The following is a 21,546-nucleotide window of genomic DNA, read 5'->3' as shown; positions in this document are numbered from 1 at the left end:
CACCGTTTTCCGACCACGCACGGGGCACGGCCGAACGGGCCGTGCCCCTTTGCTTTTGCCGATTTGACGCCGATAGTACAAGTAAAGATATTTATAGTATGCCGATAACACCGATCGATATCAAAACCAATCTGATGGCGAACAACGACGTCAGCCGGATCCGAGAGGGACAGAAAGCCCAGGAATCCGGCCTGGCCACGCAGGTCGCGCAGCACCAGGAAAAGGATCAGGAAAAGCTGGAAACCGTCCAGAACACCCAGGCTGCCGACCATCGTGCCATCCGCAAGGAGGAGGAGGGCGCCGAGCGCGAAAAGAGCCAGCCCGACACAGATCCCCGCCACAAGGACGAAAAGCCCGCCGAAGAGGCGGAAAAACAGCCAGAGCAGATCCCGGACGGAATCCGGGGCATGAAGATCGACATCAAAATATGAAACATGCCGGGCGCATCGCGTGCGCAGTCGCTCTCGTCCTGCTGACCCAGCTCGCCGCAACGTCTCCGGCCGCGCAGGCGGCACCGGAGGATGACGCGCGCCTCGAAAATCGCAAGGGCGTCAGCCAGGCGCGGCGCGGTAATCTCGAAGCTGCGCTGGCCTCGTTCGAAGAGGCGTGCCGGGTGAATCCCTTCGATGAAACCGCGCTCGCAAACCTCGCCTGCGCGCACAACAACCTCGGCGTGCTGCTGGTGAAGGAGCACAAATACGCCGAAGCAATAAAGCATTTCGAGGCCTCGAAAGCCCAGAAACCCGAAGACCTGCAAATCCGGTTCAACCTCCTCTCGGCACGCATCACGATGCGCGATACGGAAGGGGCCGCGGCGGAAGCCCGGGGCATCCTGACGCTCCGGCCACGCGATGCCGACACGATCCTGCGCATCTCGACGGCTTTCCAGAAGATGGAAGACGACGACTCGGCCCAGCATCTGCTCGAAGACCTTGTGTCGACGTCGCCCGACAACGTCCGGGCGCTCTACCAGCTCGGCCGCCTGCAGTATCGCCAGGGCAATTTCCCCGAATCCCGGTATTACCTGACCCGGGCCCTCGAGGTGGAGCCGCGGCATGCCGAGTCAAAAAACCTGCTCGCCCGCATCGAGCGCGAGGAAAAGGTCGAATCGACGTTCGAGCAGGACAACAGCGTGCATTTCAACCTCACGTTCGAGGGAGTGTTTCCGAGGGAATGGGCCCGCGATCTGCTCGATCTGTTCGAGACGGCATACCAGAAGGTGGGAGATTTTCTGGGTCATTTTCCTGCCCAGCGCGCGCAGGTCATCGTCTACTCACCGGCCGATTTCAGGCGAGTCAACGACCTTCCGGACTGGGCGGGCGGCGTCTATGACGGGAAGATCCGCCTGCCGGTCCCTCCGGGGACGAACAGTCCCGATCAACTCGCCGGCGCCGTCTTCCACGAATACTGCCACCATCTGATTTTCCTGCTGACCGACGGGGCCTGCCCGACCTGGCTGAACGAAGGACTGGCCCAGCTTCTAGAAGGGTTGGACCCGAATCGTGCCCGTCAGATTCTCAGTTCCGATGAGACCGCCGTTCTGATGCCACTGAAGAGGCTGGACGGCTCTTTCGCCCGCAACACATCACGCAATCAGGCGGAGCGCCTGTATGCTCAGTCGCTTGTCACGGTCGCGCAGCTGATCGACGACAGGGGAATCGCCGCCGTCCGGGAGCTGCTCGGCCATCTCGGTCGCAAACGGCCCTTCGACGAGGCGCTCAACATGACTTTCAGCCTCACGCCGACCGCCCTGGAGGACATGGTGCGCCAGTCGCTCGAGTGAGTCAGGCGAGCTGGATGAGAACTCGCGAAATGCCCTCGATGAGGAACAGGGCCAGCATCGGCCCGAGGTCGAGGTAGGCCGGTCCCATCGGGATCGCCACGGAAAACGGCTTCAGCAGGCGATCCATCGGATCGGTAAACCATCGCAGGCTCCGCATTGCCGACGGATCGGGAGCGACCCAGGTCAGCATCACGCGCAGAAAAATCGCGAGCTGCATCAGCCGCAGCACCCACAGAACGAGCGGGATGATCATCGCCGTCAGGCCCCTTCCCCGGCATCGGCGTCGTCGAAAAGCGCGGTTCCAATGCGGACCATGGTCGCCCCTTCCTCGATGGCGATGGCGAAATCGTCGGACATGCCCATGGACAGTTCGCAGGCTTTGTAGGCCGGGCCCTCGAGGGACCGGCTTTCTGCGAGCAGGCCGGCGAGTTGCCGGAACGAGGCGCGGATGACGTCGGGATCGTCGACGTAGGGCGCCATGCCCATCAGGCCGCGGATGTCGAGGTCGGGCCTGTTGCGAACGCGTTCGATCAGCTTCAGCAGATGTTTCGGGTCGATCCCCTGCTTCGTCGGCTCGGGCGAAATATGCACTTCGAGCAGGAATGGGGTCTTGCGCCCCGTCTTCTGCGCCCACCGCCCGAACTCGTCGATCAACTCTTCACGGTCGATCGAGTGAACCATCTCGGCGATCGGGTAGACGTATTTCACCTTGTTCGTCTGGAGCGGGCCGATGAAATGCCATCCGATCTGCTTCCCGGCCAGGAGGTTGGCCCGGTCGCGCAGGGCCTGCGGCCGGCTTTCCGCCATCAGGCGCTGCCCGGCCTGGAGCAACAGGCTGATGGTATCGACGCCGACGCTTTTGGTGACGGCGATGAGCCTGATATCCTCCGGACGCCGCCCGCAGGCTTCCGCCGCGGATTTGATCCGGGAACGGATACGTTCGAGATTTGTCGCCAGATCCATGGTGTGAATCGTCCTTCGCCGCGTGTTGCGCTCCGAATGGGAACAGGCCGCATGTTACCCCAAGATGCGCGGAATGCCAAGACCCGTTTTCGCGCAGGTCTCGTCAATTCAGATGGATCGTTCTCAATTTCAGCAGGTTCGCCGTCAGCGGCTGCATGGGAAGCCGGTCCGCCAGGCCGGGGTTCCAGTGAACCTTCACTCCCTGCGGCGCCGCGTGGTCGATCCAGCGTCTGAGGTTTCCCTCGATGCAGGCGCCTTCAATATCAATAGTTATATTCCTTGCGCCGAGGATTCCGGCCGGTCTGACGTCCCTGCCGTCCGCGGGTTTCAACGACCAGGAGCCATACCAGCCGGCGCCGGGCTTGTACATGATCGCGCGGATTCGCCATTTGAGGGCGGCAGAGACGAAACTCTGCGAAGGCTGCTTTTCCGCCACGTATGATTCGAGATCGGCAAGCGAAAGGCCGATGCCGCGGCCGGCGACGAGGAACAGGTTGTAATGCCCCTCATCGTTTGTCGACCCGGTCAGGTAGATGTTCTTCGGGGTGACGATCATCACGTCGTCCCCGATCTCCCCGCGAAGAAAGACGGAACGCTCCGAAAACACCAGGCGCGCCCCGCGGAGCGCCGCGGCGTCGAGGTTGTTGCGTTCTCCGTATCGCATCGCCGTCGAGAGGACCACGTATCCTTCGTTGGCTTCGTCCTGTTCGAGACCGACCGACGTGGCGTCGATGTAAGTCTCGGAAAACACGTGATGCTCCCCGGGATGGTAATCGACGTCGGTCGCCTCACCCCGGTTGTATCCCTTTCCATCGGCATCGATATAGATACCCATTCGCTTGGCGGCGGCGCGCAGCGCCGCAAAATCCGGCCGCCAGGGGGCGATGAACGAGGAGTTGGGCTGCGAATCCTGATCGACGCAGACGCCCGCCGGCATTTCTCCTTCCAGGTTGTCCGTCGCAAGCTGGATTCGACGGCTGGACGTCAGGGCCACCACCATCTGGCCGTCGTCGATCACGGGTTTCGCCGAGCCGCGCCGGAAGAACCAGCCGGCCGTCTGCACGGGACCGAAAAACCGGTGCGAATCGACGACGACGGAAGTCTGGCAGTAGAGGGGTCCAAGACAGGGCGACTCGCCCTCCCTGAAGTAGAACCGACCGTAGGAGCCGCCGACGGCCGCCGTGCCGGTCGGTAGGGCAAACGAGTCGGCTTCGGCAGGCTGGAACACCCGCGAGATCAGGCGAGCGTCGAAGATCAGGCCGCGCGGCGACACGAGATCGCGCCGGAACAGCTCGGGGTTCGCCGCCATCAGGGGGTCGAGACCTCCGGCGTTCCGAATCCACGGCTGCAGGGGAGTTCCATAGTAATACATATTCAAACTATTGACCACCCCAAACCGCCGCACGAGGTCCGTCAGAAGGATGATTCCTGTGGAACGGGCGAGATGGCGTCCGCAGCGTCCCTCCGAAATGATGCGGAACTGGGCTCCCTCGTCGAGCAGCGGCGTCTCCCTGCGGTCGGGAACCTGGATGCGGCGGATCTCTGTGACCCTGAACCACGCTTCCGTCTGGCCGCCGATCCGGCGCCATCGCCCGAGCTGAATGGCGGCCTCGAACGCCTGCGGCACGGCAGTTTCGGCATGGATGGGGGGATCCGGCTGGACGAGGGCGTGCCTCATGCGGGAAAGGGCGAAGTTCACGCCGGACTCGGCCGCGAGCAGCGCCTGCTGTTCCCTCACCCGGTCCATCGCCAGATCGCGGTCGGCGAGATACACCCTGGCCGCCAGGATGACGAACAGGAGGCCCGTGAACCCCGTCATGATCAGGACGGGATACGTGGCAAGGCGTTCGGCCGATCGTTTCAGACTCATTGCGTCAACCTCACCGTCCCCTCAGGAAGATGCGCCGCTCGAACGTCTGCTGCTCGTCGGACTGTCCGGGCGGCTGCAGGGTGACCGTGATCGCGAGCAGGTTCGACGAACGCCGCTCGAAACTTCCCTTTCTCACGTTCTTCAGAAGGGGATTCTCGATTCCCTGGAACGCCCGCAGTTTCGTCGTTTCGGAAGCCGTTCGGTTGACGTATTCCAACTGGCCTTCGCTGAAAACGAGCCCGTGCTGGACGAACGACGCCTCGAGCATATTTCCCGGAGAGGGCCGTCTGAACCAGCACTCCTGCGACTCGCCATCGAAGGGATGCTCGATGCGGGCTGCATACGCAAGTTCCTCTGAAAGCCGATCGAGCGTCGAGTTCACCTCGAGCGACCAGACGTAGCTGTCCTGGGCCGTTTTCACGTCCCGCGACGAGAGAAAAAAGAAAAAGACCGACGCGCCGCCGGCAATCGCCAGAAACATCAGGAATAACAGGAGCTCCCGAGAATACCATCCGGTGCGCTTCATGTCCCGTTTCTCCCGGCTCCGTTACGGCCGCACGCGTGCCAGCGCCGTTTCCAGCGTCAGCGTTTTCCTGAACAGCACGACGCCCCACCGCACCTGTACGCGGACGAGAGTCATCTCCGCGAAATCCGGATGGGGCATGATCTCGGTCTTGCCTTCGAGGCCGATCGACTCCATTCCCGGCACCGGCTCGAAAGAGGTCGTCGGGAAGTAGTCGCGCTGCGGCTTCGACACCGCCTCTTCCATCATGTTCACCAGCACCGCGGCGGCTTTTTGCTGCGTCTCGGTCTCGATGAGCGGGACGGCCTGAACGCTCCAGAGCTGCATGAACGGCCAGAGGAAGCTGGTGGCGATACCGATGATCAGCAGCCACTCGATTGTGCTCCGACCGCCCATGCCCTGCCCTCCCGTCACTGATTCAGCGCGGCGAATTCTTCGAGTTCCCTCACGTACCGTTCAGCCATGGCGATCTTCTCTTCGTCCTTCGTCGCCTGCATGAACTTATGCCAGGAGGCGATGGCGTCCTGATGCTGACCCAGGCGCTCGTAGATGATCGCAAGATTGTAGATGGCCTTGTCGAGGAAGGGATCGTCGCGCAGGGCGGCCTGGTAAGCGTCGATGGCCTCGTCATATCGGCGCTCCATGTCGAGCAGACAGGCGAGGTTGTAGAGGGCCTGCGTGTTGCGGGGGTAGACGTTCAGAATATCCTGATAGGCCCGGATCGCGCCGTTCACATCGCCCTGGCGGAAGATGCCGTAGGCGGCGTTGAGCTTCTGATTGAGCGCGGAATGGGGCGCCGGAATCGCCCGGGCGACCCGCGTCTGGCTTTTGGCCGCGATGGGCAGACCGGCGCGGAACTGGCGATAGTAGTGATTCACCTTCGTCACGTAGTTGCGCGTCTCGCGGAAGGGCGGAACCCCGTTATACTGCTCGACGCGCCCCGGACCTGCGTTATACCCGGCGAGCGCGTAGTCGAGAACGCCGTTGAACCTGTCGAGCATCATGCGCAGGTACCGCGTGCCGCCCATGATGTTGTCGCGCGGGTTGTACGCATCCCGGCAACCGACCAGGCGGGCCGTCGAGGGAATCAGCTGCATCAGGCCGCCGGCCCCTTTCGAAGACATCGCGCTGGGATCGAAATCCGATTCGACCTTGATGACCGCCTTGACGAGATACGGATCAACCCCGTATCGGCGGGCGGCTTCATTGATGATCTCGCTGAACGACTCGTCGTTCGGCAGCATGATCTTCTGGGGCGCCATCGCCGCCATTGCCTGGACCGAAGCGACGGTCCCGGGCAGATCGGGCGCGGCACGGTCCTTCTGCGTCGTCACGACGATCTTGTAGCTGTTGTTGGGCGGATTGTCCGTGAGGAACAGCCGCCCCTTGTCGTCGCGATAGGAATAAATGGCTGCCGATGCGCCGGAGGCGGCGAAAAGGCTCAAAAGCGCGGCAATCAGGACCGGTTTGCGTCCCACGCGGGCTCCTCCTCGGGGGAATATAGGGCTGCCAGGGTCATCTTCCTGTATCGACGTCAGGCGATGGTTCCTTTAGCCGGAACGCGTTTTTTCTTCCGGCCCAGGCAAAGAAACATCCGCCAATCGCCAACAGCCATCCGAGGTTCCGGAAGGGCGGCGCGGCTCTTTCGAGCCTGTATTCGTGAGTTCCGGCGGGAAGCCAGGCGTTCATCGTGCCGCACGGCCGCTCCGGCTCGAGGGAAACGGAGCCGGCGGAGGATTCGAGTCGCCACGCGCGGTCGAAATGCGTCCCGATGGCGAGACGCGCCCCTTCAGACGCCGTGACGGAAACGGTATACCGGGCCCATGAAAAACCGGCCTCGAACGCTTCGATCGTCCCGGCCCCCGTTGCGAGACGCGGGAGATGCGGCTCCCCGGCCTTTCCGGAGAGCCTGCCGGGAAGCTCGCAAACTGCCGGAGCGAACTCCTGCGAAACGCCATACCCTTCGCGAAGCATTCTGAAGCCGTCGTCGTCGAAACTCGCCGTGAGCAGGTGGAACACCAGTGTCGTGCAGACCATACCGGCGAACGCGGCGATTCCGACCGGGCGAAGCCTTCCGAACGGGGCGGGTCTGTCGCCGGACGAGTCGCTGTCCGGGGAAACCTCCTGCGAAAAAAGCCGCGCAACGGCCGGGACGATAAGGACGTGAGCGGGGAGAAGCCATCTGAACGGGAATTGGAGAGAATACCACCCGGGACACACAGCCCAGAGAGGGGACGAAACCCTGAGCGTGAGGAGAAGCAGGACGATCCCTGCCGCGAGAAACGGAAACGGTGCACCGCCGGCACCCATCGTAAAGGACGCCAGCGCAGACAGGGAGACGGTCCCGAACGTCGCCAGAACGATCGGCTGAAGTATTTCCCAGGGAAGCATCTCGTTTGGCCTGATTTGTCCGGGTTTTTCGAGGGCACCGGTACATCCGCATGCGGCGCGTATCTTCCAGGCCAGAATACCGGCGATGTCGGATGCAGCCGAGGCCGCGGAAACGGCCCTTCCCTCATGGGTCGCGAAGGCGTCGTCGACGAACCGCGTGTCCACCCCGACCTTCATGCCCGCCATCACCCGGTTCAGATGAATGTCGCCGATCGTCGCGACGAACGGGAGAATATGGGGAGCCGCCAGGCATGCTCCCGCGACGATCATCACCAGCAGACGTCGGAAGGGGAGCGAAGACCGGGTTGCGACGGCCTCGTATACGGCGAGAAATGCGCAGACGTAGGCGATCATCATGGCCGATTGCAGGTGCGTCCAGCAAATGAGGCCAAAGCCCAGCGTCAGGGCGAAAGGATACCGGGGGATCGCGCCTGAAACGGCCCTCGACTCGGACCACCCCGCGAGAATCAGCGGGAAGGCCAGCATCGCGCAGAGATTCTGAAAGAAAAAGAAGAAATCGGCATGCAGCGCGATCGGAGCACCGGCCAGCCAGACCAGGATTCCCCACCCCGCCGCACGTTCGAGACCGAGGGCGCACATCCAGCGACGGATGCCCCAAGCCCCGAGAAGGGCGAATGACACCACGGTCAGCTTCACGGCGACTTCGACACGTGCTCCGAGCAACTGCCATGCGCCCGATACGAGATAGGTGAGCGGTGCGATGCACCGGAAAGCCATCGAACCCCGGCCGCCGTATGCCAGCGCGTCCCAGTCGGGATACCCGGGGGAATCCATGAACGCGAGGAAGAAATCTCCGGCCATTCGCAGATGGTGGGGAGCATCGAGCGAAACGCAGAACGGCTGCAGCAGGAACGCGGCGAATCCGAGTACCATCCCGGCTGCCAGAAAAAGCCACGGGAAGCAAAAGCGGGTATCGACGGCGCGCTCAGATGCGCCGGGGGTTGAAGGAATCATTCGGTCAGTATACACGAGCGCCAAAGAAAACACCGCGACGGACCGATGCGCCGACGCGGTGTTTCTGTATTCTTGTCGCTATATCAGGGGGTCGGCAGGTTCGCCCAGCTCAGAACGCAGGTCGTAAAGTGCCACATGTCGTCTTCGGACGCATCCTTTCCGGATTCAATAGCGCCTGCAATTTTTGCGCAGAGCCAGCATTCGCGCGTCTGTGACTTATAGACCCGGAGAAGAGAGTCTTTGTCAATCGCCGGCTCGGCGACGCCGCTGTCTTTTGCCTGCACGGGCGGAGGAACGAGCGTGAGATGAGGCTTTTCGACGATCTTTTCGACGGGGGCGACGACCGGAGCGACGACTGCGACGGGTTCTGCGGCTGGCAACGGAAGGCTCATCATGACCTCTCTTGGGGGGTGGCTGTGGAAAGTTCGGCTATTATAGGACCGGGCCTCCGACTCCGCAAATCCGGACTCATGTATTTTTTTCTGGACTCATGCGGATGTAGCGGTCGATCACATCCATCCGGCGTTGTCGTCAGGCCAAACCGCACTTTTTTTTCGTGCCCCGTGATATTTTTTTCTGGACTCACTGATTACACGATCTGATCGGGATCGGAAGGTGTCGTTTCGCTGTAAAACTTCTCCAGGGCCGCAACCAGCTGTTGCTGAAGGTGCTGCCGGATGCTCCCGCGCGACTGGGCGAGGAGCTGGTTCCGGCTCGGAACGACTCTGCCGGGAGGTGTGACCTCTTCTTCCGAGTCGGACATCTGCCGGCGAAGAGCCAGGTATTCCTTGAGATCGATCATGTGTACCCCCAGAGATGTGGTTGAACGAACGGCAGAGGGTATATCGGCTCGAAACGCCAGAATTTTCACATGATTTGACAACCCATGCCCGCGAATTTCAAAAACCCGGATATGCGGAACATCGATACGAGAATTTCGCGAGGGGGCGTCGTGTCTTCGAGTCCGCGTGGCGAAACGTTCTCTGTGTTCCTGGGGCGCCGTGGCGAAGCGGTTTTGGTGAACCCGCGGTTCAGCCCCGATACCGCTCCCGGCGGACGAAGGCGAGGAGGCGGTCGTGCAGGTCGCGGTCGCAGGAGGCCAGAAGTCCGTGCCGGTGCCGGTAGTCGATCACGTCGTATCTGAACGGTTCGCCGCGCAAATCCGTGACGATCCCGCCGGCTTCGGTGAACAGGATTTCCGGGGCGGCGATATCCCAGGCCTTTGTGGAGTTCGAATCGTTCAGGTAGTAATGCGCCGCGCCCGAAGCGATGGCCATCAGCTTGAGGCCGACGCCGCCGCGTTCCAGCTGCCGTTCGCAACCGAGGTCACGGCTGGCCTTCACCGCAAGCATGCTCGGGTGGGATCGGCTGATCGCCAGCACGAGCGGCCCGTCTCCGCGCGGCGGAAGCACGACCCGCGACCAGGCGCCGCCCGGGGCGCGGTGATGACACCCTTCGCCCCGCGCGGCGAGCCACGTGTCGCCCGTCGCCGGCTGAAGCACGATGCCAAGGTCGAGCACGCCATCGACGGACATGCCGATCTGGACCGAGAATTCGCCGTTCCGTTTGACGAACTCCTTCGTTCCGTCAACCGGATCGATGAACCAGACGCGGCGCCCGGCGCGACCGGAAGCCTGGAGGCCGTTTTCCTCGCTCAGCACCGCATCTTCCGGGAAACGCGCCTTCAAGGCTGCGACGATGAGCGCGTCGGCGTTCCGGTCGGCCTGCGTCACCGGCTCGACGCCGGCCTTCATGTCGACCGCGAACTCGCCGGCGTAGATGCGCATGATCTCGCGCGCAGCCGACTCCGCCGTTTCCAGCAGGAAGGCGGCGTCGGGATGGCGCAGAGGAATCATGCCGTATCGGCGCGGAAGCTCAGACGGCCGCGGCCTTCTCCTGAGGCAGTTCGACGGGGTGGACCCAGTTGAAGGGATCGGAAATGTCGCCGTACTGAACGCCCATCAGGGTGTCATAGAGTTTCTGGCTGATCGGGCCGACCTTGCGATTCGCGACAACGTAGTCGCGGTCGCGATACTTCAGGCTGCCGACCGGCGAAATGCTGGCCGCCGTTCCGCTTCCGAAGATTTCGGTAATCGAGCCGGTCGTGATGCCGCCGATGACCTCGTCGATCGAGATCGCCCGCTCCTCGGTCTTGAGCCCCAACTGCCCCGCGAGCTGCAGAACGCTGTCGCGGGTGACGCCGGGAAGAATGCTGCCGTTGAGTCTCGGCGTCACGAGCTTGCCGTCGAGGACGAAGAAGATGTTCATCGCACCGACTTCCTCGATGAAGCGGTGCTCGGCGGCATCGAGCCAGAGCACCTGCGCGCAGCCCTTCTCGCGGGCGACGCGGCCGGCAAGCAGGCTTGCGGCGTAGTTCGCGCCGGTCTTCGCCTCGCCGAGGCCGCCCTTTGCGGCGCGCACCAGGTCGTCGATGACGTAGAGACTGACCGGGTTGAAGCCTTCCTGGTAATAGGGGCCGACGGGGCTCAGGATGACGCTGTAGATGTAGTTCGACGAGGCGCGTACGCCCAGCGTGGTATCGGTCGAGAACATGAACGGACGGATGTACAGGGCGGCCCCGCGGCCGCGCGGCACCCACCCATGCTCGAGCCGGATCAGGGCTTCGATGCTCGCGATGAAGTCGTTTTCCGGAACCGACGGCATGCAGAGCCGGGCGGCCGAACGGTTGAACCGCTTGGCGTTCATATCGGGTCGGAACAGCTGAATGTGATCGTCTTTCGTGCGATACGCCTTCAGCCCCTCGAAAATCTCCTGCGCGTAATGCAGAACGAGGGTCGATGGCTCGAGCTGGAACGGCTGGAGCTTCTTGATTTCCGCATTGTGCCAGCCGTCGACTTCGGAATACTGCATCACGAACATCAGGTCCGTGAAATACTTGCAGAAGCCGAGTTGCTTGTTATCGGTGATGTGAGGTTTGCGCTCGCTGTCCTTAACGGGATGAACCGTGATCTTCATCCGACTTCCCTTTCCTTGTTCCTCCGGCTTTTTCGCCTGTGATTGTGGAACACAGTAACGGGGAGATTATACTCCCGCTCCGCCACGCCATGCAAGAAAAGATGCACCTTTGCCGATGAGGTATGCATGATCACACGCACCGGAGACACCGCCATGATCGACATCAACCTGCCGGACATTCCGACGGCTCCAACGGCATGATGCCATCTCCGACAGGCAACGTAAAAATCCCGCTCAGGGAGATATTCCTGGTCTTTTTCCGGGTGGGCCTGTTCACGCTCGGCGGCGGACTCGCGATGGCGACGGTGATGCGTCACGAACTCGTCCTGCGAAAGCGGTGGTATGACGACAAGGAGTTCATGGCCGAGATGGCCAACGCCACGATCGTTCCGGGCGCGATCGCCGTCAACCTCGCTTTTCTCCAGGGACGCCGGTTGCGCGGCAGGCTCGGCGCCTTGACCGCAGTCCTGGGAACCATCCTTCCTTCATTTGGAATAATCCTGCTCGTGGCCTGGGTTGCCGCCCCCTACTTTGCATACCCGAAGGTCGCGACGTTTTTCCAGGGCTGCGCCGTCGGCGTCGGCGGACAGCTGGCCTTTGCCGGGTATGCCTTCGGCAGGAAACTTCTGCGCGACACCAGAAGCCTGCTCATCTGTTCCCTCGGCTTGGCGGCCGTCACCGGCCTGCGCCTGCATCCGATCTGGGCTGTCGTGACGACGGGACTCCTCGGGCTCCTCCTCTACCGCCCCGAAGCCGCTCCCATGCCGGCCAACCAGCCAGAGTGACCGGAGATGACCATGTTCACAACGCTTGTCCAGCTCGCCCTCAGCTTCGCATTGATCGGCCTCGGTGCATACGGCGGGGGGATGGTCACCATTCCTCTCATTCAGCACGAACTGGTCGATGGCCGCCACTGGCTGACCTTCGCGGAAATGGCTCGACTCGTGGCGATCGCCCAGATGACGCCGGGACCGATCGCCATCAACGCGGCAACCTACGCCGGCTTCGGCGTTGCGGGAATCGTCGGTTCCGTCGTGGCGACGGCGTCGGTGGTGCTACCCTCGCTGACCATCCTCGCCTGGCTGGCGCCGCTGATCGACCGGGTGCGGGAACAGCCTCAGACGCGGGCCATCCAGTGGGGGATCCAGCTGGGCGTGGTGAGCCTGATCCTGTTCGCCACCTGGTCCTACGGCAGATCGGTCATAACGGACGGCTGGTCTCTGGCCGCCGCCGCGGGGAGCTTCGCGTTGCTGGTCGCTCTTGAAGGGAAGCTGCATCCGATGGCGGTCGTTCTGGCCATGGGATTTCTGTGGCTCGTCTGCGTCTGATGCCGCCCGCCGGCGCGACAACGCCCCGGCCCATCTGCTGATCAGCCCGTTCGACGCACCCCGGATGGAAGCAGCGGCACGATCAGCTCCAGCGTCCGCGCAAGGGCTCCCCGATGGCGCACGAGAACGGCCTCGGCCGCCGTTCCGAGCTCGGCAGCCCGTTGCGGGGCTTGGAGAATGCCTTCGATGCAACGCTGAATATCCCCGGCATCGGCTTGGCGCTCCATGCCTCCGGCGGCGACCAACTCGTCGACGAGATCGGCGAAGTTGCGCGCGTGAGGCCCCATGACGAGCGGCACCCCGTGGTTGAGAACCTCCAGGGGGTTGTGGCCGCCGACGGCCGGATCGAGCGTGCCACCCACGAAAGCGACAGCGGCGAGACCGTAGAGAGCCGCCAACTCGCCCATCGTATCGAGGAGCATCAGACGCGCATCTGCCCCGGATGTCGAAGGCGCGGCAAAGACGCTTCGCCGGACGCTCGGGATGCCTGCCGAAGCGAGACGCCGCTCCCAATCGGCCGCAAGCGCGGGGTTTCGCGGGGCCACCAGGATTCGGCAGCAGTCTTGCTCTTCCAGCAACCGTTTCCAGATGGGCAGGAGCAGCTCGAACTCGGCGGGGTGGATCGAGCCGAAAACGACGAGCCTGTCGGAACCAGCCCACTCCCGCGTCCGTCGTGCGGCGTCGGCCGAAGGCACGGCGGCCAGGTCCGCCTTCACGTTGCCGGTGACCCGGATGCGCCCGGGGCACGCTCCCATCTCCCTGAGCCGTTGGGCATCCGTCTCGCTCTGGACAGCCAGCAGCGTGAACGGCTCGAAGACCGCCCTCCCGAACGCGGGAAACGCCGTGTAGAACCTGTGAAGCTTGTCGCTGATCCTGCCGTTCGCCAGGACGAGCGGAATGTCTCTCGCATGGCACGTCCGGGAAAAGACCGGCCAGAAGTCCGTCTCAGAAACGATCGCCATGACGGGGTTCCACCGGTCGAACGCCCGCGCCATGCCCGGCCACGTGTCGAGCGGAAAGTAGGCGGTCACGTCGGCCCGCTTCCGGCGCCGCTCCGTCGCCAGCACGTCCGGATGGGTCGTCGTGAAACCCAGCCGCAGCTGCGGCGCGCGCCGTTTCAGGCCGTCCATCAGCGCCCCGGCGACGGCCGATTCCCCCATCGAAACCCCGTGGACCCAGACGAGCGGTCCGGAAGGCGGGCACGGCAGGCCGCCGAAATACTCATGCAGTCCCTCCCTGACCCGCCTGGCGCGGCCGGCGAGGAAGGGGGCGACCGCGGCGGCGCCCATCAGGGACAAACCGTATATAGATTGATATAGAAAAAGGGCAACCGTCAACCGGGCGTCCGGGACGCGTTTCATCAGCTTCTGTCCCCGATGCCCGGCTCGCCCACCGCATAGGCGGTCCCGCCCCGCCGCATCGCGACGCCGGCGCATTTCATGCGCGCGGTATAGGCTTCGTGGCGGGGCTTGAACCGGTCGTAGAACCAAAGATACTGCTCGGGATGCTCGAGAATGACCGATTCGAACCACCTCGCGATCTCGACCGTCCGCGCGACGGCTTTTTCGGCGTGATCGGCTCCGGCCGGCTCCGCGAGCGCCGGCATGAACCAGCCCGTATACTTGCGCGACAGACCGTTCCGCAGGCCGAACAGCGGCACGACGGCGGCCCCGGTTTTCAGGCTCCAGTTGGCGATGCCGGCCGGCATGCTCACCCAGTGGCCCAGGAAATCCATGTACACGCCGAGGTTTCCTCCGTCCTGGTCCGCGATCATCCCCAGGAGTTCCCCCTTCTTCAGGGCCTTGAGCGCGCTCACGCCGCCCCGGTCGCGGTCGTGCAGCACGATGCGGGAGTGAACGCGGAACCGGTCGAGCAGCCCGCCGACCTCGTCTTCCTTCTGCGCGAGATAGAAAGAGTGCAGGGGATACCCGCGATGGGCGATCGAGGCGCCGAGCAGTTCCCAGTTGCCGAGATGCGGAACGGCGAGGATGACGCCCCTTTTCCGCGCCAGGGCCGCGTCCAGGTGCTCCAGGCCCTTCAGGTCGAACGTCTCGACCAGCTCTCCGCTCTTCAGGACTGGATAGCGTAGCAACTCGTATATATTCAGCGCGAAATGCGCGAACATCCGATCGATGATCGGATCGATCGGTCCGGGAAGGGGTCTGCCGAGACGGTGGTACACCCGCCCGATCGTCTCGCGAATCCTGGCCCGCTCGCCGCGCCAGACGCGGGATGCCATCCACCCGGCGGCGACGACGGCCGTCCGGCCGACACTCTCGGGAATCGAGCATGCCACGCCCGAAACGACGTCCACCAGGCGGCTCAGCAACCCGGGAAAAACCGTGCGCCCCGTCTGCATCCCGTTCGTGTCAGGCGCCCTTCCGGCCGGCATGCGTATGTTTCGCGGTTTCGAGCAGATTCAGGGCCATCTTCGCAATGCGCCCGCAGGCGCCGGAAGTGCCGAGATGCGCGATGGCCTCGGCCATGTCGCGCTTCTGCCGCTCACGCTTTTCGGGGTTTCTGAGCAGATCGATGGCGGTCGAGGCGAGCTGTTCCGCGGTGAAATCGCGCTGGATAAGTTCGGGGATGGCCATGCGACCGAGCAGGATGTTCGGCAGGCCGATGAACTCGGGCAGTTTGTTGAACAGGCGCGCCATGATCTCGGTGAAGAGAGAGACGCGGTATACGATCACCATCGGCGTGCCGATGCGCGTTGCCTCGAGCGTGGCCGTGCCGGAGCTGATCAGCAGGACTTCGGAGATCGCCATGACATCGTAGATGCGCCCTTCGACGATCTTGACGGGGAGATTCGCCGACTCAATCTGCTTCCGCAATTCCGCTTTGGGAATGCCGTAGACATTCGGCCCCTCGGTCGCGATGACGGGCACGACGAACTGAAGGTTGGGCTCTTGCTCCAGAAGCAGTTTCGCCGTATCGAGCATCAGAGGCATCAACTGGTCGAGTTCGCTCTTCCGGCTTCCCGGGCAGAGGCCGACGATCGGCTTTTTCGCATCGAGCCCGAAGGTCCTGACGGCCTCGTCGCGGCTCATGGTGGGCCGCGCGAGGTCGATGAGCGGGTGGCCGACGAACTCGACGTTGGCCCCGGCTGCCTTGTAGACTTCGTACGTGAAGGAGAAGTTCGCGGCGACCGCCGTGATGTTCCGCGCCGCGTCCGCCACGTCGGCCGGGTTGGTCGCGAACTTGCTCGGCGGAAACACATACAGGGACGGGATGCCGAGGCGCGTCGCCTCACGGGCCAGACGCATGTTGAATCCCGGGTAATCGAGCAGGATCAGCAGATCCGGCCGCTCGTCGGCGAGAAACTGTTTCAGGTTTCGCAGGACGAGAAGCAGTTTCGGCGCCTGCTTGATGGCCTCGATATACCCGATGGCGGCCCAATTCTGGCTGTCGTACAGGATGTTCACCTTCCGACGGGCCGTCTGGGTGCCGCCGACCGCGTGAATTTCGAAGTCGCCGCATTTGAGCAGCTCGTCGATGAGCGCCGCCGCGTAGATGTCACCGGACGTCTCACCGGCGCTGATGAGGATTTTCATGCGCCGCTTCCCGTCGGTCACGCCGCGATCCTCCTTTCCGCCTCGGCCACGGTCTCGGCGATCCGGGCTTCGATCAGCCGCGCTCCGGCCTCGAGATCGAGATCCGAACCAATGTCGAAAGGCATCCCGGTCGCGACGACCACCCGCGAGAACGGAAGCGGGATCTCGAACCGGTCCCAGTTGTTCAGCCGGATGACGTTTGCGTATCCGACGCCGACCGGCAACACCACGGCCCGTGTCTTCTGCGCCAGAAGCACCGCGCCGGGCTTCGCCTCGTGATACGGCCCGCGCGGCCCGTCGACCATCAGCGACGCGCTGATGCCGCGGTTCATCTCGCGGACCATGCCGAGAAGCGCGCGGGCGCCGCCGCGCGAACTCGAGCCCCGCACCGTGCGATATCCGAGGCACGACATGCTCATCGTCTGAATATCGCCGTCACGCGACAGCGACGTCATGATAAGGATCCCGCGGTTGCTGAACTCGAACAGCGGGACGACCTGCGAGCCGTGCCAGGCGACGTACAGGACCGGTCTGCCGCTCGCGATGGCGGCCTTCTCGTGCTCTCTGCCGATCCGTTCGAGGCGCACGGTGCTCGACCAGAACCGCACGAACAAGGCAGCCAGACGCCCCTTGAAGCGGACCTTCGGGAGATACGCCGGTTCGCTCCACCGCGGATCGTCCTTCACGGAGACGTCCGGTTCGAGAGCGGGCGGGAATCGTCGTTTCACGAACACGCCGCCTCCTTTTCCGGCATTTGCCCGGCAAACTGCGCCGAGAACTGGGAATGATACAGATGCGCGTAGAGGCCCTTCCGTTCGAGGAGTTCCCCGTGAGTGCCCGTCTCGACGATCTTTCCGCGCTGCATCACGACGATCTTGTCGGCGTTGATGATCGTGGAAAGGCGATGAGCGATGATGAACGTCGTGCGGTTTCGCATCAACCGGGCAAGCGACTCCCTGATCAGGTTCTCGGTCTCGGAGTCGAGCGCCGAGGTCGCCTCATCGAGGATCAGGATTCTCGGGTCTTTCAGAAACGCCCGGGCAAGCGCCAGCCGTTGTCCCTGGCCGCCCGAAAGGTTCACGCCGCGCTCGCCGAGGTGGGTCCGGTATCCTTCGGGCTGGCTCAGCACGAAATCGTGGGCGTTGGCGAGTTTCGCCGCCGCGACGATCTCATCGTTCGTCGCATCGAGCCGGCCGAATCGTATATTATCCTCTATTGTTCCCGAGAAAAGCAGTGTTTCCTGTGGCACCAGGCCGATGTTACCGCGCAGGGAAGAGACCGTCAGGTCGCGGATGTCGATCCCGTCGATTTCGATGCTTCCGGATGACAGCTCGAAAAATCGCGGAATCAGGTTGACCAAAGTGGTCTTTCCGGCCCCCGACGGACCGACGAGCGCCACCACTTCGCCGGGATCGACGGTGAGGTTCAGATGTTCGATCACAGGCTCGTTTTCGCCGTACGAGAACGTGACATCCTTGAACTCGACGCGGCCGCGACACTTCGGAAGGGCGCGGGCACCGGGGCGGTCCTCGATGTCGACAGGGGCGTCGAGGATCTCGAAGACCCGGTCGCCGGCGCCAATCGACTGCGAGAGCACGTTGCTGAACTTCGATATGTTCTTGATCGGGGTGAACAGCCCGACGAGAGCCGTCAGGAAGCTGATGAGCTGGCCGGCGTCGAGCCTGCCGCTGATGACCTCGTAGCCGCCATACCAGAAGATGATCGAGAGACCGACCGTGTTGATGAACTCGATGACCGGCGATGTGGCGGAGTTGATGCGGTTGCCCTTCATCGTCTCCTTGAAGTTCTCCTCGTTCGCCGTCTCGAAGCGGCCCCGGACGAACTCCTCGAGGGTGAACGACTTCACAACCTTGACGCCGGTGATGTATTCCTGCAACACCGTCGCGATGTCGCCGATCCGCGTCTGCATGCGGGTTCCGATCTTCTTCATCTTGCGCGAGAACTTGTTGATGATCGCGCCGATGATCGGAATAATAATGATCGATATAACGGCGAGCTTCCAGTGGAGCCAAAAGATGTAGCCGCAGAACCCGACGAAGGCGATGATGTCGCCGAGCAGCCCCGTCGAGCCCGACAGCAGTCCCTGCAGCACGAGAACATCGCTCGTGATGCGGCTCATCAACTGGCCCGTGCGCTGTCGCTCGTAGTAGTTGAGCGACAGGCGGAGCAGGTGGTCCATGCACTGGGAGCGGATCGTCGTCAGGATACGCTGCGACACCCAGGTCATGATATAGCTCTGAATGAAGTTCGCGATGCCCTTGATCCCCATCACGACGATCAGGGAGATCGCAATGATGTTGAGCAAGGCGACGTTCCGGTTGACCAGCACGTCGTTGACCACGCTCTTCATGATCCAGGCCGGGTAGATCGTGCACAAGGCCATCACGAAGCTGAAGAAAATCCCCGCGAACAGATGCGGCAGATAGCCCCGGAAGTATCCGAGCAGGCGGCTGAGGGTATTCATCGCTTCGCCACCTCGCCGAGCCGCCGGAGGAGGTGTTCCGCAACCCTGGCCGCGGCTCCGGGTTCCCCGAGCCGCTTCCGGACCTCGCGCAGATCGTTCCTGATGCGGGCCTGACGTTCGGGCGACTCGAGGATCGACACCGCCTCCCGCGCGATGGTTTCGGGGTGGAAATCCCCGCGGATGAACTCGGAAACGACCTCGCGGCCGGCGACGACGTTCGGAAGCCCGATATGCGGCACCTGGATCAGATATTTGGACAATAGCGACGTAAACCAGTTCGTCTGGTAGACGATCAGCATCGGCGTGCCGAGAATGGCCGTCTCCAGGGTCGCGGTCCCCGAGGCGACCATCGCAAGGTCCGATGCGGCCACGGCTTCGTAGGTCTGGCCGCGAAGCACCGTGATGGGCAGATTGCAGTCGTTCAGGTGCGGCCGGAGGACGGCGTCGCCGATCGAACCGGCGACCGGAAGCAGGAAGCGGGTGTCGGGCCGCTTCGCGGCGATCGTTTTGGCGGCCTTCAGCAGGGGCGGCAGGATATAGTAGATCTCCTGGTTCCGGCTGCCGGGCAACAGAGAAACGAGCTGCCCCTCGCCAAGACCGTGCTGCGCCCGGAACTCGCCGGGAAGCATCCGGCTCGCGGCCGTCCCGATGAGGGGATGGCCGAACCACTCGACCGGGATGCCCGCCTGTCTCCAGATGTCGACCTCGAAGGGAAAGACGACGACGGCTTCGTTAATAACGCTCGCTATCTTACGAACCCGGCTCGAATGCCATGCCCAGACCTGCGGCGTTATATAATAGACGACATGTATTCCAAGGGCTTTCGCGGCCTTCGCAACCCGCACGTTGAAGCCGGGGTAATCGATCAGAACCAGCACGTCGGGCCGCCGCTCGGCAAGGATGCGGCAGGTGTCCGAGTAGATGCCGTATAGGTGCCGGAAATTGCTCAACACCTCGACGAACCCGATGACGGCCAGTTCGTCGATGCTGTGAATGCACTCGAAGCCGGCCTTGCGCATCAGCGGGCCGCCGATCCCTTCGGCGACGATGTCCGGCTCGAGCTTTTTCATGTGGGACAACACGAGCGATCCCTGCAGATCGCCGCTGTGCTCGCCCGCGATGAAAAAGATGCGTTTCGGACTCACGCCGTATTCTCCCTGCGCGCCAGGCATGCACCCGCCAGCGCCGACAGGATCAGGCCGGTCGACGTGAACGTGCGGCGCTCGGACCGGAAGGCTTCCCCCCAATCCCATTTCGGGTGCGTTTCGGCGTTTTCGTCGGCTTTCTCCGGTCGCCGCGGGATGAACGCGGGCGTCCGCGCGGCCCAGGATTCGAACGATTCGGGGAACCTGTCTTTCAGGAACGCCTCTTCGTACGGGATCATCGTTGTAAATTCAACGGTATAGAATATCGTCGCGAGGACGCCGGCCGGCAGATTGCCGGCGCAGAGCAGCATCCCCGCGACCTTCAGGGCGTTGGCCAGATAGAGCGGATGCCGCACCCAGGCGTAGGGGCCGCTGGTGACGAGACGATCGGCGCAGATTTCGCGCGTCCGGGTCGTCGGCCCGATATGCCTGATCGCCGCCAGCCGCAAGATCTCCCCGGCGGCGACGAGGGGCAGGCCGAGCAGCCATCCGAGCGGGCGGAACTTCGCCCGCGCCACCAGGAACAGGGCGATCGGAACCGGGAGAACGTCGCGCCAGCGGAAGAAAAAGCCGCCAATCCGTTCCCGCAGGCCGCCCGGGACCGGGCTTCCATTCATTTGCGGGTCCACCCGGTCTTTATCTGGGCAAGAATTTCGAGCGCGACTTCGAGGGCGTTCTTCCCGTCCTCGATCGTCACGAGCGGCTTGCGTTTCTCGCGGATGCAGGTGATGAAATGCTCGAGTTCCTGGCGCAGGGGCTCCACACGCTGGATGTCGAGCTGCTCCTTGATGATCTTCTCCTCGCGCTCGTCCTTGCGGCGAAGCGTGATGGCCTGGTTGGCGTAATCAAGCGAGCAGTATTTGTCGAGCTCGAAGATCCGCAGCTTGCGGATCACCTCGTCGCTCACGCGCGAGGCGGTCAGGTTCGCGATGCAGCCGTTCTCGAACAGGATGTGGGCGTTCGCGATGTCCTCGTTTTCGGTGAGGACCGGAATGCCGACCGCGTCGATGCGGGCGATGGGCGACCGCACGAGGGAGAGCACGATGTCGATGTCGTGGATCATCAGGTCCTGGACGACGCCGACGTCCGAAATGCGTTTGGAGAATGGCCCCATCCGCTGGCACTCGATGAACCGCGGATACTCACAGAACGACTGGAGCCTGATGATGGCGGCGTTGAAGCGCTCGACATGGCCGACCTGGAGGGTCAGCTGCTTGGCGCCGGCCAGCTTCACGAGGTCGGTCGCCTCGTCGAGCGTCTTGGTGAGGGGCTTTTCGATGAACGTATTGACGTTGCGCTCGAGGAAAAACCGCGCCACCTCATGGTGCAGGAACGTCGGAACGACGACGCAGACGGCATCGACGTTCCCGCCGAGTTCCCGGAAATCGCGGTGGTAGGAGACGCCGTACGTTTCGGCGATCGCGCGGCCGACCTCCTCGTTGACGTCTGAGACGCCGACGAGTTTCGCCCCCGCCATATCGGCGAGAATGCGCGCATGGTGTTTTCCGAGATGCCCGGTCCCGATGACTCCGACCCTGACTGCCTCGCTCATA

The 21,546-nt window shown here is 63.1% G+C and carries 23 protein-coding genes and 1 pseudogene; 4 read left to right on the top strand and 20 right to left on the bottom strand.

Going from position 1 to position 21,546, the window contains the following annotated elements; translation table 11 throughout:
• Positions 1-98: 98 nt before the first annotated feature.
• Positions 99-431 carry a hypothetical protein gene (locus PLU72_00600; protein ID HOT26653.1) on the top strand — a complete coding sequence of 111 codons (333 nt, stop codon included), beginning with the start codon at positions 99-101 and terminating at the stop codon, positions 429-431.
• On the top strand, positions 428-1,783 hold the full coding sequence (locus PLU72_00595) for a tetratricopeptide repeat protein (GenBank protein HOT26652.1): 1,356 nt from the start codon (positions 428-430) through the stop codon (positions 1,781-1,783). The genes PLU72_00600 and PLU72_00595 overlap by 4 nt, the downstream gene beginning before the upstream one ends.
• Before the next feature lies 1 nt (position 1,784).
• Here PLU72_00595 and PLU72_00590 read toward each other — a convergent pair whose 3' ends face one another.
• The 12 genes and pseudogenes from PLU72_00590 to PLU72_00535 form a co-directional block, all read right to left on the bottom strand.
• Complete coding sequence (locus PLU72_00590) at positions 1,785-2,036, bottom strand: YggT family protein (protein HOT26651.1); 252 nt, start codon at positions 2,034-2,036, stop codon at positions 1,785-1,787.
• A gap of 5 nt (positions 2,037-2,041) precedes the next feature.
• Positions 2,042-2,746, bottom strand: coding sequence for a YggS family pyridoxal phosphate-dependent enzyme (locus tag PLU72_00585; protein ID HOT26650.1), 705 nt, complete (start codon positions 2,744-2,746; stop codon positions 2,042-2,044).
• A 103-nt stretch (positions 2,747-2,849) separates the two neighbouring features.
• Positions 2,850-4,616 (bottom strand): hypothetical protein, encoded by a 1,767-nt coding sequence (locus PLU72_00580; GenBank protein HOT26649.1) that lies wholly within the window; start codon positions 4,614-4,616, stop codon positions 2,850-2,852.
• Positions 4,617-4,626: 10 nt separating this feature from the next.
• Complete coding sequence (locus PLU72_00575; protein HOT26648.1) at positions 4,627-5,142, bottom strand: hypothetical protein; 516 nt, start codon at positions 5,140-5,142, stop codon at positions 4,627-4,629.
• A gap of 21 nt (positions 5,143-5,163) precedes the next feature.
• Positions 5,164-5,535 (bottom strand): hypothetical protein, encoded by a 372-nt coding sequence (locus PLU72_00570; protein ID HOT26647.1) that lies wholly within the window; start codon positions 5,533-5,535, stop codon positions 5,164-5,166.
• A 14-nt stretch (positions 5,536-5,549) separates the two neighbouring features.
• Positions 5,550-5,873, bottom strand: coding sequence for a tetratricopeptide repeat protein (locus tag PLU72_00565; protein HOT26646.1), 324 nt, complete (start codon positions 5,871-5,873; stop codon positions 5,550-5,552).
• A gap of 141 nt (positions 5,874-6,014) precedes the next feature.
• A pseudogene (locus PLU72_00560) lies at positions 6,015-6,617 on the bottom strand (transglycosylase SLT domain-containing protein).
• Positions 6,618-6,654: 37 nt separating this feature from the next.
• Positions 6,655-8,424 carry a hypothetical protein gene (locus PLU72_00555; GenBank protein HOT26645.1) on the bottom strand — a complete coding sequence of 590 codons (1,770 nt, stop codon included), beginning with the start codon at positions 8,422-8,424 and terminating at the stop codon, positions 6,655-6,657.
• Positions 8,425-8,588: 164 nt separating this feature from the next.
• The gene (locus PLU72_00550) at positions 8,589-8,900 is read right to left on the bottom strand and encodes a hypothetical protein (protein ID HOT26644.1); all 312 of its coding nucleotides are present in this window, start codon (positions 8,898-8,900) and stop codon (positions 8,589-8,591) included.
• Between the two features lie 194 nt (positions 8,901-9,094).
• Positions 9,095-9,307 carry a hypothetical protein gene (locus tag PLU72_00545; protein HOT26643.1) on the bottom strand — a complete coding sequence of 71 codons (213 nt, stop codon included), beginning with the start codon at positions 9,305-9,307 and terminating at the stop codon, positions 9,095-9,097.
• Positions 9,308-9,536: 229 nt separating this feature from the next.
• On the bottom strand, positions 9,537-10,361 hold the full coding sequence (locus PLU72_00540; GenBank protein HOT26642.1) for a 3'(2'),5'-bisphosphate nucleotidase CysQ: 825 nt from the start codon (positions 10,359-10,361) through the stop codon (positions 9,537-9,539).
• Between the two features lie 19 nt (positions 10,362-10,380).
• On the bottom strand, positions 10,381-11,481 hold the full coding sequence (locus PLU72_00535; protein HOT26641.1) for a branched-chain amino acid aminotransferase: 1,101 nt from the start codon (positions 11,479-11,481) through the stop codon (positions 10,381-10,383).
• Between the two features lie 197 nt (positions 11,482-11,678).
• Here PLU72_00535 and PLU72_00530 point away from each other — a divergent pair, with 197 nt between their 5' ends.
• Together PLU72_00530 and PLU72_00525 are read left to right on the top strand one after the other, a co-directional pair.
• The gene (locus PLU72_00530; GenBank protein ID HOT26640.1) at positions 11,679-12,266 is read left to right on the top strand and encodes a chromate transporter; all 588 of its coding nucleotides are present in this window, start codon (positions 11,679-11,681) and stop codon (positions 12,264-12,266) included.
• Between the two features lie 12 nt (positions 12,267-12,278).
• A complete protein-coding gene (locus PLU72_00525; protein ID HOT26639.1) occupies positions 12,279-12,809 on the top strand; it encodes a chromate transporter in 531 nt (176 codons plus the stop codon).
• Between the two features lie 41 nt (positions 12,810-12,850).
• Here the strand turns inward: PLU72_00525 and PLU72_00520 are convergent, their stop codons facing one another.
• The 8 genes from PLU72_00520 to PLU72_00485 are packed head-to-tail and all read right to left on the bottom strand — an operon-like array spanning position 12,851 to position 21,545.
• On the bottom strand, positions 12,851-14,170 hold the full coding sequence (locus PLU72_00520; GenBank protein HOT26638.1) for a glycosyltransferase N-terminal domain-containing protein: 1,320 nt from the start codon (positions 14,168-14,170) through the stop codon (positions 12,851-12,853).
• Entirely contained in the window at positions 14,170-15,201 is a 1,032-nt protein-coding gene (locus tag PLU72_00515; protein ID HOT26637.1) for a lysophospholipid acyltransferase family protein, read from the bottom strand. The genes PLU72_00520 and PLU72_00515 overlap by 1 nt, the downstream gene beginning before the upstream one ends.
• Entirely contained in the window at positions 15,179-16,384 is a 1,206-nt protein-coding gene (gene lpxB, locus PLU72_00510) for a lipid-A-disaccharide synthase (GenBank protein HOT26636.1), read from the bottom strand. The genes PLU72_00515 and lpxB (PLU72_00510) overlap by 23 nt, the downstream gene beginning before the upstream one ends.
• Positions 16,381-17,091, bottom strand: a complete 711-nt coding sequence (locus PLU72_00505; protein HOT26635.1) for a lysophospholipid acyltransferase family protein — start codon at positions 17,089-17,091, stop codon at positions 16,381-16,383. The genes lpxB (PLU72_00510) and PLU72_00505 overlap by 4 nt, the downstream gene beginning before the upstream one ends.
• Complete coding sequence (locus PLU72_00500) at positions 17,088-18,848, bottom strand: ABC transporter ATP-binding protein (protein HOT26634.1); 1,761 nt, start codon at positions 18,846-18,848, stop codon at positions 17,088-17,090. Before PLU72_00500 ends, PLU72_00505 begins: the two co-directional genes overlap by 4 nt.
• Entirely contained in the window at positions 18,845-19,993 is a 1,149-nt protein-coding gene (lpxB, locus tag PLU72_00495) for a lipid-A-disaccharide synthase (GenBank protein ID HOT26633.1), read from the bottom strand. Before lpxB (PLU72_00495) ends, PLU72_00500 begins: the two co-directional genes overlap by 4 nt.
• On the bottom strand, positions 19,990-20,610 hold the full coding sequence (locus PLU72_00490) for an isoprenylcysteine carboxylmethyltransferase family protein (GenBank protein ID HOT26632.1): 621 nt from the start codon (positions 20,608-20,610) through the stop codon (positions 19,990-19,992). Before PLU72_00490 ends, lpxB (PLU72_00495) begins: the two co-directional genes overlap by 4 nt.
• A complete protein-coding gene (locus tag PLU72_00485; GenBank protein ID HOT26631.1) occupies positions 20,607-21,545 on the bottom strand; it encodes a Gfo/Idh/MocA family oxidoreductase in 939 nt (312 codons plus the stop codon). Before PLU72_00485 ends, PLU72_00490 begins: the two co-directional genes overlap by 4 nt.
• Between the last annotated feature and the right edge of the window lies 1 nt (position 21,546).

The sequence above is a fragment of the Candidatus Ozemobacteraceae bacterium genome (genome assembly GCA_035373905.1).
Lineage (GTDB): Bacteria > Muiribacteriota > Ozemobacteria > Ozemobacterales > Ozemobacteraceae > MWAR01.
This window is presented reverse-complemented; position numbering and strand designations above follow the sequence as displayed.